Source organism: Streptomyces sp. NPDC086777, assembly GCF_040702065.1.
Classification (GTDB): Bacteria; Actinomycetota; Actinomycetes; order Streptomycetales; family Streptomycetaceae; genus Streptomyces.
Window position 1 is genome coordinate 104,809 of the sequence record NZ_JBFBJI010000022.1, and the last position, 12,021, is coordinate 116,829.

10 protein-coding genes and 2 pseudogenes are annotated in these 12,021 nt (G+C 69.0%); 8 read left to right on the plus strand and 4 right to left on the minus strand.

Translation table 11 applies throughout. The features are described from left to right. Positions 1-211: 211 nt before the first annotated feature. From AB0472_RS28525 to AB0472_RS28560, 8 genes and pseudogenes are all read left to right on the plus strand, one after another. A complete protein-coding gene (locus tag AB0472_RS28525; RefSeq protein WP_366360370.1) occupies positions 212-1,297 on the plus strand; it encodes an LLM class flavin-dependent oxidoreductase in 1,086 nt (361 codons plus the stop codon). After that, the gene (locus AB0472_RS28530; protein WP_366360372.1) at positions 1,294-1,908 is read left to right on the plus strand and encodes an FMN reductase; all 615 of its coding nucleotides are present in this window, start codon (positions 1,294-1,296) and stop codon (positions 1,906-1,908) included. The genes AB0472_RS28525 and AB0472_RS28530 overlap by 4 nt, the downstream gene beginning before the upstream one ends. 148 nt (positions 1,909-2,056) lie before the next feature. Then, the gene (locus tag AB0472_RS28535; protein ID WP_366360374.1) at positions 2,057-3,286 is read left to right on the plus strand and encodes an MFS transporter; all 1,230 of its coding nucleotides are present in this window, start codon (positions 2,057-2,059) and stop codon (positions 3,284-3,286) included. A gap of 133 nt (positions 3,287-3,419) precedes the next feature. After that, positions 3,420-3,566, plus strand: a pseudogene (locus tag AB0472_RS28540) (oxidoreductase); the annotation flags it as partial. Then, positions 3,508-3,654 (plus strand): hypothetical protein, encoded by a 147-nt coding sequence (locus AB0472_RS28545; RefSeq protein WP_366360514.1) that lies wholly within the window; start codon positions 3,508-3,510, stop codon positions 3,652-3,654. The pseudogene AB0472_RS28540 and the gene AB0472_RS28545, both read left to right, overlap by 59 nt. A 125-nt stretch (positions 3,655-3,779) precedes the next feature. Next, positions 3,780-4,184, plus strand: a pseudogene (locus AB0472_RS28550) (AraC family transcriptional regulator); the annotation flags it as partial. A 151-nt stretch (positions 4,185-4,335) separates the two neighbouring features. Further along, complete coding sequence (locus tag AB0472_RS28555) at positions 4,336-4,500, plus strand: helix-turn-helix domain-containing protein (RefSeq protein WP_366360501.1); 165 nt, start codon at positions 4,336-4,338, stop codon at positions 4,498-4,500. Between the two features lie 159 nt (positions 4,501-4,659). Further along, on the plus strand, positions 4,660-5,103 hold the full coding sequence (locus tag AB0472_RS28560; RefSeq protein ID WP_366360375.1) for an SsgA family sporulation/cell division regulator: 444 nt from the start codon (positions 4,660-4,662) through the stop codon (positions 5,101-5,103). Positions 5,104-5,990: 887 nt separating this feature from the next. On the opposite strand, the gene AB0472_RS28565 is transcribed toward AB0472_RS28560, so the two are convergent. From AB0472_RS28565 to AB0472_RS28580, 4 genes are all read right to left on the minus strand, one after another. Then, positions 5,991-6,923 carry an AraC family transcriptional regulator gene (locus AB0472_RS28565; RefSeq protein ID WP_366360377.1) on the minus strand — a complete coding sequence of 311 codons (933 nt, stop codon included), beginning with the start codon at positions 6,921-6,923 and terminating at the stop codon, positions 5,991-5,993. Between the two features lie 70 nt (positions 6,924-6,993). Next, a complete protein-coding gene (locus AB0472_RS28570) occupies positions 6,994-7,950 on the minus strand; it encodes an alpha/beta hydrolase (RefSeq protein WP_366360379.1) in 957 nt (318 codons plus the stop codon). Between the two features lie 160 nt (positions 7,951-8,110). After that, positions 8,111-9,088 carry an alpha/beta hydrolase gene (locus AB0472_RS28575; RefSeq protein WP_366360503.1) on the minus strand — a complete coding sequence of 326 codons (978 nt, stop codon included), beginning with the start codon at positions 9,086-9,088 and terminating at the stop codon, positions 8,111-8,113. A gap of 117 nt (positions 9,089-9,205) precedes the next feature. Continuing rightward, positions 9,206-11,959, minus strand: coding sequence for a LuxR family transcriptional regulator (locus AB0472_RS28580; protein ID WP_366360381.1), 2,754 nt, complete (start codon positions 11,957-11,959; stop codon positions 9,206-9,208). Between the last annotated feature and the right edge of the window lie 62 nt (positions 11,960-12,021).

Below are 12,021 nucleotides of genomic sequence, written 5' to 3' on the forward strand. Positions count from 1 at the left end.
GCTAGACGGCTGACCGGGTACGACGATTGCCTACGAGCGCCCCGGCACTTGCCCGATGCTGCACACTTGCGGTCGCACGGGCAGTGGCCCACCACGCGGGCCGGGAGAGGGCGCTGACGGGCAAGCTCCCCTGCGCGCACAGGCATGACGACCGTCCGGCCGGTGCCTACATTTCCGGTACTCACACAGTCACCGGAACGAAGAGGCACCCGTGCAGTTCGGAATTTTCTCGGTGGGGGACGTGACCCCCGACCCGACCAATAGCCGTACCCCGTCGGAGCAAGAACGCATCAAGGCGATGGTCGCCATCGCGCTGAAGGCCGAGGAGGTCGGCCTGGACGTCTTCGCGACCGGTGAGCACCACAACCCGCCGTTCGTGCCGTCGTCGCCGACCACAATGCTGGGCTATATCGCCGCCCGTACCGAGAAGTTGATCCTTTCCACCGCCACGACACTGATCACCACCAACGACCCGGTGAAGATCGCCGAGGACTACGCGATGCTCCAGCACCTGGCCGACGGCCGGGTCGACCTGATGATGGGCCGCGGCAACACCGGCCCGGTCTATCCGTGGTTCGGCCAGGACATCCGCCAGGGCCTCAACCTCGCCAAGGAGAACTACGCGCTGCTGCGTCGGCTGTGGCGCGAGGACGTCGTGAACTGGGAGGGCAAGTTCCGTACGCCGCTGCAGGGGTTCACGGCCACGCCCCGGCCGCTGGACGGCGTACCGCCGTTCGTGTGGCACGGCTCGATCCGCTCGCCCGAGGTCGCCGAGCAGGCGGCCTTCTACGGCGACGGCTTCTTCCACAACAACATCTTCTGGCCCGCCGACCACACCAGGCAGATGGTCCAGCTCTACCGGCGGCGGTACGCCCACCACGGTCACGGGCGGCCTGAGGAAGCCATCGTCGGCCTCGGCGGGCAGGTGTTCATGCGGAAGAACTCCCAGGACGCCGTCCGGGAGTTCCGCCCCTACTTCGACAACGCGCCCGTCTACGGGCACGGGCCCTCGCTGGAGGAGTTCACCGAGCAGACTCCGCTGACGGTGGGCTCTCCCCAGCGGGTCATCGAGCGGACGCTGTCCTTCCGGGCCACCGTCGGTGACTACCAGCGGCAGCTGTTCCTGATGGACCACGCGGGTCTGCCCCTGAAGACCGTCCTGGAACAGATCGACATCCTCGGCGAAGAGGTGGTGCCCGTCCTGCGGAAGGAGTTCGCGATCGGCCGCTCCGCCAAAGTGCCGGACGCGCCCACCCACCAGTCCCTGCGGGCCGTTCAGGAGGTGTCCGCCGCATGAAGCTCGTCGCCGTGTCCGCGGGGCTGAGCACCCCGTCCTCCACACGCCTGCTCGCCGACCGTCTCGCCGAGTCGGCCCGCGGCGAACTCGCCGCTCAGGGCCACGACGTGGACACCGAGGTCATCGAGCTGCGCGAACTGGCCGTCGCCGTCGCCAACAACCTCGTGACCGGCTTCCCGTCCCCCCCACTGGCCGCCGCGATCGACACGGTGACGGGCGCCCACGGCCTGATCACCGTGACCCCCGTGTTCAGCGCCTCCTACAGCGGGCTGTTCAAGTCCTTCTTCGACCTGATCGACCCGGACGCCCTCACCGGCAAGCCGGTCCTCGTCGCGGCGACGGGCGGCACGGCCCGCCACTCCCTGGTCCTTGAACACGCCCTGCGCCCGCTCTTCGCCTACCTGCGCGCCGCAGTCCTCCCCACCGCGGTGTACGCGGCGTCCGAGGACTGGGGATCCGGCGGCGACGAGTACACCGAGGGCCTGCCCGCGCGCATACGGCGGGCGGGCGGCGAGTTGGCCACCCTCATGGCCGCCCGTCCGGCCGAGGAGACGCCCGAGGACGACATCACCGCGCTCGAACGGCACCTCTCCGACCTGCGCTTCGACTGAGGCGACCCCGGCGGGTCCCGAAGCGGGCACGTCCTCAAGCAGCATCTGTCCAGTGATCCGGTTGCGTTCCGGTCCGGGCTCGCCGCGGCAGGTTCTGCCCCGGCCGGCCTCTCGGGCGGGGCTGCCGGTTCTCACCAAGAAGGTACCCATGTCCGAGTCACCCGATCTCCAGGCCCCACGCCTGCCCGCCACAGGAAAGACCACGCACGGCGTGCCGGGATGGCTGATAGCGCTTCTTGCCATTGCCTCCGGCATGACCGTCGCCAACCTTTACTACGCCCAGCCGCTGCTCTCCTCACTGCGTGACGCCTTCCACGTCAGCACGACGGGTGCAGGTTGGCTGATCACTCTCACTCAGGTCGGCTACGTGATCGGCATGCTCTTCCTGGTCCCGCTCGGCGACCGGTTGGAGAAGCGCCGCCTGATCACCGTGCTGCTGGCGGTCACCACGCTCGCCCTCCTCGCGGCCGGACTCGCCACGAACTTCCCCCTGCTGCTTACCGCGTCCTTGATCAGCGGCGCCACGTCGGTCGTCGCGCAGATCCTCGTGCCCTTCGCCGCGAGCCTCGCCCCCGACCACGCCCGCGGCCGCATCGTCGGCCGGGTGATGAGTGGCCTGCTCACCGGCATCCTGCTGTCCCGGACCCTCAGTGGCCTGGTCTCCGACCTCGCGGGCTGGCGCGTCGTCTACCTCGGCTCCGCCGCCCTCATGGCCGTCCTGATCGTGGCCCTGCACGCCGCTCTGCCGCAGCACGCGCCCACCACGAACATCCCCTATGCCCAGGTGCTGCGCTCCACCGTCCAGCTGGTGCGCACCCACCCGGAGCTGCTGCGGCGCGGGCTGTACCAGGCGGCGATGTTCGGTTCGTTCAGCGCTTTCTGGACGACCATCTCGTACGTCCTCACCGGGCCCCGCTTCCACTACTCCGAGGTGGGGGTCGGCATCTTCGCCCTCGTCGGCGCGGCCGGTGCGGCAGTGGCCCCGTTTGCCGGGCACTGGGCCGACCGCAAGTTGACACGGCCCATGACCGGTGCGGCCTTCGCCGTCGCTGCTGCGGCGTTCGCGCTCGCCGGCTTCGGACAGCGCAGCATCGTCCTGATCGGTCTGGCCGCGATCTTGATCGACATGGCCGTGCAGACGACTCTCATTCTCGGCCAGCACACCATCTACCAGCTCGATCCCGATGCCGGTGCCCGCCTCAACAGCGCGTTCATCGCCACCTTCTTCCTGGGCGGTGCCGTCGGCTCCCAGCTGGGCTCGCTCACCTACCACGTCGGCGGCTGGACGGCGGTGACGCTTCTTGGTGGGGCTCTGCCGCTCCTGGCACTGCTGTACTGGGCCTCTGAACGCCGAGCGGGCGGCCCCACCGCACGGTGACGGCACATGGCTGATCATGCGCAGCCGCTCCCGCTCGGTGCGGCCCGGCAGAGCCGTTCCGCCTGGCGGGCGCCGGCAGGCGGCGCCGAGGGTCTGCGAAGCAGCCGCCCCTCCTCACCGGCTCGGCCAAGGACATGCCCTGCGCCCGCTTTTCGCCTACCTCCGCGCCCTCGTCGTCCCCACCGCGGTGTACGCGGCGTCCGAGAACTGGGGATCCGGCGGTGACGACAGCGAGGGCCTGCCCGCGCGTATACGGCGGCCGGCCGACGAGCTGGCCGCCTGGCAACCCGGCCGAGGAGACGCCCGCGGACGACGGCACCGTGCTCGAACGGCAGCTCTTCGATCCGCGCTTGCTGCGCTTGGACTGAGGTGACCCCGTGGGTCACAGAACGGGCACGCGGATTCACCGACTGAGCGGGGGCCTGCCGTGCCTGCCCACCAGCGGCGGGCCTACTGGCGCGAGGCACTGCCCCGGACCTTCGGCGCGGTGGACATGTCCGTCCCCGAAGAGGTGAACTCCGGTACGAACCGCACGGCACCGCTGAGCGGGCTCCAGGTCACCACGGTGGACGACGATCCCCTCGAGGCCCGGCGCACGCGGCGGCTCATCGCACAGGGCGACGAGGACCAGTACGTGGTCGTGAAGCTTCTGAGCAAAGGCGTTGCCAGACTTGAGCAGGATGCCCGCGACGTGGGCGTACGGCCCGGGGAATTCTTCATCTACGACATGGCACGGCCGGTTCGGCTGATCCTTCCCGAGCGCTTCCAGACGAAAGCTCTTGTTCTGCCGCGGCAGGTCCTGGGCCTGCGCGAGTCGGACCTGCGGCAGATCACCGCATCTCCCCTTCCCTCCGACACGGGACTCGGCGGACTGCTGTCGACCCTGCTGTCCCGGCTCGCGGACACCGCGGGAGCGTATCGACCGCACACAGGTGAGTTGCTCGCCCGCAATGTCGTGGTCTGCTTAGCGTTCTGGCTGATGAACAACTTGGCAGGATCTCAGAGAGGGCGAGGACACCACGGTCAGTCGCTGGATCCAGAGCCGCCGCCTGGAAGCATGTCGGCGGGATCTGGCTCACGGCGAGGCCGTGAGTCTCTCCATCGTCGCGGTGGCACAGGGGTGGGGTTTCACCAGTGCCGCTCACTTCAGCCGGGTGTTCCGGGCCGCCTATGGGTGTCCCCCCAGCGAGTGGCGTGACACCCACAGGCCGTAGTCGCGCCGCCTCTGGGGCTCATTGATCCGTGGAAGTCCGCGCTCGGGGCTCTGACGGGCAACGCTTCGTACGTTCTTAGGCAAGCTACTTCTAGCGACGACATTAGGGTCATTTGCGTAGACGCTGCCCCCCAAGATGAGCTGCCGATCGAGGTACGAAATGACTCAGCCGTTTTCCGGTGCCGCCGATGGCACCTCGGTCACCCACGAGGTCGTGGCGCATGTCGTCGTCGCGTACGAACCGCCGGTGTCGCTGCCCGCCGAGCTGCGCTACGACAGGACAGACCCCTACGCCGTGTGCCTCTCCCTAGGAGGGACGCCGACCGGCACGGTCGACTGGGTGTTCGCCCGCAGCCTCCTGTCGGAGGGATTGAGTCGACCGGTGGGTGTCGGAGATGTCCTGGTGATACCCCGGCATCGCTGCCATCGGCACTCGGTGCGCATAGTCGTCAGGTCCGCTGCGGGGGCCGCCGTGCTGGACATTGCGGCTTCGGCGGTCACGGCGTTCTTGCAGCAGACCGACATGTTCGTACCGCCGGGCGCGGAGGGCCTCCACATCGACCTGGACCGCGTCGTGGCCGAACTCATGGCGGGAAGCGAGTGACGGGTCGGCTCGGAAAGCATGCCGTCGGGCCCGTGTCGGCGGTGAGGCGCTCCACGCAGTTGTCGCACTAGCTTGCGGAGGAGACGGGGGCCGTCCGTGGCGGTTGACGGATTGAGCGCTTGGGCGCGCTGGTGTCGGACTTTCGGTACGCACTCGCCGCCGAGGCGAAGTTCCACCGGTCGTGGATCGGTGACCGGTTTGCCCGCAGCGCCAGGGATTTCCTCGTCTTTCGCGTCATGGAACTTCTTCAGGGTGAGACAGGGGAGGAGCCCTCCGACACGTCGAGGTCGGCAGCGGGACGCTGCCGGGGAATCGGACCTTCGTTGAATCGAAGACCACCTGATGGACCCGGACTTGTCACCGAGGTCGATCGCACGCGCGCACCACATCTGCGTCCGTACCTGCATGTTGCGTCTTTTCCGACTCCCAGGTCGGCCCTGGTGCGGGCGATGGCTGCGTCGATGAGGAGGGCCACCAGAAGACGCCGGTGTGGGAGCACCAAAGACACGGCGCTGCGCCGTGACGAAGGCACTCAGGGCGTCGCAGGCGAGCGCGGAGGCGCCGAACAGTTCCAGGAGCAGTTCGTCACGGAACCCGCCCGCGTGTATCCACGCACTGGTCGCCCAGTTCCGCAGCTCGGGACCAGCGCGTTTGCGCGTCGGAGTTGCTGGAGGCTGCCTGCCTGGTGGTACACGCCGACGCGCCGCCGTCGGATCTCTCAGGCAGCTGACAGCAACCGGTGGCGATCTCCCGGGAGTTGACCAACAGGCCGGGGCTGCTGCTGGCAGACGAGCCGACCGGAATCCTGGAAAGCGCGACCGGACGAGATCCTCGATCTTGCGGTGACCGTCGGGATGCGAGAAGCTGAGAACGCGCACCGGCCGGGATCAAGCGGCATCCCTGGTCAAAACGCTCTTTTGGTGGAACGGGGCCTGTGCTTTTGTGATCGGAGATTCCAGGGCCGACCACGTGCTTGACTGCCATTCACTGGGGGACATGCCGTAGGCGTCGCGGAACACCCGGCTGAAATGCGACGGGCTGATGAAACCCAACCGACGCGCCACAGCCGCCACGGTCAGTCTTCGGTTCGACGTCCGACCCAGCTCTTGCCGACTGGCGCTGAGTCGTCGCTGCCGCACCCATTGGCTCACCGTGGTGCCGTCGTTCTGGAAGAGCTTGTGCAGGTAACGGACGGAAATATGGTGCGCGAGCGCAATCGATTTGGGTGACAGGTCGGGATCCATCAGGTGTACTTCGATGAATTCCCTGATCCGTGTCAGCATCTCGTTGCCGGCGTTCGATGCGTCGGATGTCTTCGGCCTGCTCGCCTCCGCGAGGAGTTCCATGACCAGTACGGTGACGAGGTCCACGGCGCTGCGGATGAGCCGGTCGCCGATCCTCGACGTGCGGAACTCCGCCCCGGCGGCGAGTGCGGACAGGAAGATCGACGCCATCGCGCCCACGCCTTTACCGCGCCGTACGCTCACACCGGCGATACGGCGCAGATCCGACTCGGAAACTCCCAGATGGTGCCGGGATATACGGAAGACCGTCACCTGGCAGTCATTGCCGAGGTGCGTGAAATGAGGTCGGCCCCGGTCGCAGAAGACCAGGTCGCCCGGCTTCAGGACAACCTCCGTTCCATGATGGGAGACAGCAGAGGATCCGCGGACTTGCATTCCCAGATGAAGGAATTCTGAATCTCTCTTCTCCGACAACCGGGGGAGGGTGCGGATGTGTTCGGAATCATGGAGTGGAGAGAGAGTCAGTATGTGTTCCACGCTGGTCTGTGAAATGTGAGACGTCGCGGACTTGGCCATGTGAGCTCCAACCGTGCCGTGGCTCGATGTGTGAGGTGAACCGTTGCGTGCGCTTTGGGGCACGGGCTCGTCAGGCGTGCAGCGCGCCGTAGAGGAATTCGCCGCCCTGCCGGGTCGCCGCCCGGGCGGCGCACGTTTTGCGCAGCGCGTTGAGCATGACGAAGTCGTGGATGATGCCCTGGTAGAGCACAGCCGTGGTCGGCACGCCGGCGGCGCGCAGTTTGCCGGCGTATGCCTCGCCCTCGTCGCGCAGGACGTCCGCCTCGGCGACGATGACCAACGCCTGCGGCAGCCCGGCCAGTTCCTCCAGGGTCGCCCGCAGCGGCGAGGCGGTGATCTTCGCGCGCTCGGCCGGATCGCTGGTGTACTGGTCCCAGAACCACTTCATCCCATCGCGGCTGAGGAAGTAGCCGCTTGCGAACTGCTCGTAGGAACGGGTGTCGAAGTTCGCGTCGGTCACGGGGTAGAACAGCAACTGCGCTGCGAGCTCGGGTCCCTTGCGCTGCTTGGCCAGGAGAGTGGTGGCCGCGGCCATGTTGCCGCCGACCGAGTCGCCGGCCACCGCGACGCGGGCCGGGTCGAGCCCGTGTGCGGCACCCTCCCGCGAGATCCACAGCAGCGTGGCGTAGATCTCCTCGACCGCCGTGGGGTACTTCGCTTCGGGGGAGAGGCTGTAGTTGACGAAGACCGTCGCGGCCTGGGCGCGCACGGTGAGTTCACGCACGAGCCGATCATGGGTATGGGCGTTGCCGAACACCCAGCCGGCGCCGTGGATGTACAGGACCACGGGCAGGAACCCCTGGGTACCGGCCGGCCGTACGACGCGGATCGACACCTGGCCCGACGGGCCTCCCGAGACGACCAGGTCCTCCACATCGGCATCCGGCGCGGCGACGTCGCCCTCCTGAACCCGGTCCACGGCCCTTCGCCCCTCGACCGGGCTGAGGTCGTAGAGGAACGGAGGGTTCGACGTCGCGGCGGCGAAAGCCTGCGCGGCCGCTTCGAGAACCGGCTTGGCGGTGGACATGCTGCCTCTTTCGTGTGCATGACGTGCTGCCGTGCGGCCTCACGCTTCTCACCCTGCAAGCAGCCTGTCCTCCAGGCATCAGTATGTTGACGGTCCATCTCTGACAGCAGCGCGGACAAGCGCGTGTCCCACCGCCCGCGTCGCTCCGTCGAGGCGACCGTCAGTGCCGGTCGGCCAAGGCGTCCCTGAGGAAGCCGCCCCCCTGCCTGATCGCAGCCACCGTGGACGGGCTGTCCCGCAAGGGGCTCAGGGAGGCGAAGTCGTGCACCGTCCCCAGGTAGCGGACGGCGGTCACAGGCACGCCCTCCTGTCGCAGCAGGCGGGCATACTGCTCCCCTTCATCCCGTACGACGTCTGCCTCCGCCGTCACGACCAGGGTGGGAGGAAGTCCCGCGAGGTCCGGCGTGGTCGCCCGCAGTGGTGAGGCCGTCGGCTCGGCGAGTTCACGCTCGTCGTCGGTGTACTGCCGCCAGTACCACTCCAGAGCCGCGCGCGTCAGGAGGTGGCCGGACGCGAACTGTTCTCGCGAGGGGGTGTCGCAGTGCGGGTCGGTCATCGGGTAGTAGAGCAACTGGGCGCGGATGCGGGGACCGCCGCGCTGCTTGGCCATCATGGTGAGCGCTGTGGCCATGGTCGCGCCGGCGCAGTCGCCGGCCACCGCGAGCCTCCGGTCGTCCAGGGCCAGTTCGGTGGCCTGCTCGACCACCCATGTCAGTAGCGCGTACGACTCCTCCAGCGCGACCGGATAGCGGGCCTCCGGAGTGCGGGTGTACTCGGGCACCACGAAGGCGGCGGCACTGGCGGCCGCCAGTTCGCTGATCATCCCCGCATGAGTCCGGGCGTCGCCCAGCATCCACCGGCCACCGTGCATGTACACGACCGTAGGAAGGGGGCCGGTCGGCCGTGTAGGCCGGAACATCCAGAAGCCGACGAGCCCGGAAGGGCCCACCGGTGCCACCCTGAACTCGGCGTCCACGCCGAAGTCGTCGAGCGGGTGGCCCTGGATCTCCAACAGCGCCTGCCGTCCGTCGACCGGACCCAGCTGGTGCAGGTAAGGCGGTGCGGCGGAGGCGTCGACGAGCCGTTGCACGACGGGATCGAGGACGACGGCGGGGCGGTCCGGCCCGTCCGGGCCCATGCCGGGCTCGAAACTCAAACTGCTCACGTTCCTTCCATCGAAACGATCAACCGCATGTCCGACATCACCGCCTTCTGGCCCTCGGCCCGGACGGCGAGTGAACCCGGCACGCGGGGGTCACAGATCGTCGAAGAGATCGCGGAGCTGGTTACGGCTACTGACACCCAGCTTCGGATACACGTTGTAGAGGTGGGAGCTGACCGTGCGAGGGGACAGCATCAACTGCTGGGCGATATCCCGGTTGCGCAGACCCCGTGCCGCCAGCCGTACGATCTCGCGCTGCTGGGCGGTCAGTTCCGCCAGCGGGTCGGCCTGGGCGGGCGCGGTGGCCACGCCGCTGGCCCGCAGCTCCACGCGTGCCTCCTCGGCGAGGCCGGACGCGCCGACCCGGGTGAACGACTCCATCGCCGCGGTCAGGATCGGGCGAGCATCCAAGGGGCGCCGCCGCCTGCGCAGCCACTGCGCGTAGTGGAGCCTTGCCTGCGCCCGGGCCAACGGCCACTGCTCGCCCGCCGGGTTCACTGTGGCGAGCCGGAAGTGGTGCTCGGCGGCCTTGGGGTCGCCGGTCAGGGCGGCGGCGTGGTGCAGCAGGAGGGTCATCCGGGTCGTCGGCTGCGGCCCGAGTGCGGCGCGCACCGCCTCCACGATGTGCGCAGCCTCCTTCTGCCGGTCCGTCCGCTGAGCGGCCGCGGCGAGATCGGCGACCGAACGGGGTGACAGGAAGTAGTGCACAGGCGTGCCGTCCTCACCGAACAGCATCCGGAAGTGCAGGAACGCGCTGTCGAAGTCGCCGGCCGCCGCGGCGGCAGTACCGGCCGCCCGCAGGAGACGTGCGTGGGTGGCACGGTTCTCCTCCAGATTGACTGCCGTCCAGGCCGGGTCCGCCGGCACGTCGGCGGACTCGCCGCGGAGGGCCCGCAAGGTCACTCGCAGCGCCTCGACGTCGCTGGGGTGATGCCTCCACTTGTGCACCGCAGCCAGTGCCGCGGTCTCCTCCAGATGCCCGTCGGCCTCCGCCCAGCGACCGGTGTCGATCAGCGCCGAGCCCAGCACCGCGAGCGTGCCGGCGGTGGTGCCCATGGCGCCGTACGACCTGAGCATGGCGTACGCCCGCCGAAGGGATTCCACGCAAAGGTCGGACTCGTCGGCGAGCCAGGCCAGCCCGCCGATCGCGTGCACCCGGGCCATCTCCGCGATGGGGGCCCGCGGCTCAGGCATATTCGGCCCGCGGCGGATCCGCCGCAGCAAGACGGGGGCTCTGGTCGGGTCGGCCCCGGCCAGGGCCACGGCCCGTACTGCGGCGAAGGCTCCGGTCGTCGACAGCTCACCGAAGGGCGTGTCGTAGTCCGTGGCCTCAACTCCGTTGAGAAGGGGAGCCATCGGGAGCCTGATCTCGGGCAGGCCCGACTGGAAGGCGATCACGTTGAGCGCGGCGCCCAAGGCGAGCACGGTCGTGACATCCTTGGGTGGATCCGGTTCCAGCGCGGTCATGACCACCTGGAACCCCTGCCGCTGGTGGCCGTACAGTGACTGGGCAAGGCCGACGCCGAAGGCCGCGACTCCCAGCAGCTCCCGGTCCTCGGTGAGCGCGGTGACCTTGTCATACAGCTCACGCACCCACGAGGGGTCGCCGGCGTTCTGGGCGGCTCTCACCGCCTTGGCATATCGGCGCGCCCGGTCCTCGGCCGTGGGGGTGCACTCGGCTGACCGTTCCAGCGCCTGGGCCGCCGCGAAGAAGCCGCCGCGCCGTTCGACGAGTTCGGCGGTATCCTCCAGCGCCGCCGCCACCGACTCGTCGTAGCCGACGCATGCCGCGGCCAGGTGCCAGGCCCGGCGGGCCGGATCTGCCGTGAGGGCAGCCGCCAGGTCCCGGTGGGCCTGCTGCCGGAGATAGGCCGGGGCTCCGTGATAGGAACCCGCGCGCGCCAGCGGATGCCGGAAGACCAACCGCCCGTCCGTGACGGTCACCAGACCGGCCTCCTCGGCCGGGCCCCATGCCTCGAGATCCCGCCCGGCGCCGGCGGCGGCCGTGATCGTGGCGAGGTCTTCGTATTCCGACGCCGCGGCGTACAGGATCAGCCGCCGGGTCATTTCCGGCAGGCCGCGCAGGCGGGCCGCGTACAGCGCCTGGATACGCTCCGTCTGCGGCAGCCCGCGGCGGGGCAGTGCTCCCGCGCCGCCCGTTGTGACCGCACGGCACAGTTCGATGATGGCCAGCGGATTTCCGCCGGCCTGCCGCAGCAGATCGATCCGGGTGCGGCCGGCGGGCGCGTGCGGCTGGGCGTCCACGAGTTCGGCCGCGGCCTGTTCGGTCAGCGGCGCCAGGAGCAGGGTGGGCAGGTCCGCGGCGACACCGTTGGGGGGCGTCTGCCCGCGGGACGCCAGCAGGACCGGCACGGCTTCCGCGGTGATACGACGCATCACGAAGCCCAGCACATCGAGGGAGTCGCGATCGAAGTGCTGGACGTCGTCGGCGGCGAGCAGGATGCCCTGCCGGCGGGAGACCTCGGTCAGCAGGGTCAGCACCGCCACACGGAGCAGCATCGGGTCGGGCGGTCCCTCGGCGGGAGCGATGCCGAACGCGGTCTCGAGTGCCCCCCGCAGATGGCCGGGCAATCTGCCGACGTCGGGCAGGAGGGGGAGCAGCAGCTGGTGCAGGGACGCGAAGGACTGCCGCGACTCCGCCTCGCTGCCCTGAGACGCCAGCACGAGTGTTCCGTTGTCCCGCGCATGGTTGACGGCGACCGCCAGCAAACCAGTCTTGCCCGTGCCGGCCTCGCCGAGCAGGAGCAGCATCCGCGGTTCGCTGTGCTCCTCCTCCACGATGTCCAGGATCTGAGCGATCTCGGCCTGCCGGCCCACCAACTCCATGACGGGTTGGGAGCGGTGCGTGGTACTGCGCTTAGTCCCCATGGCGAGTCTCGGTCACGGCG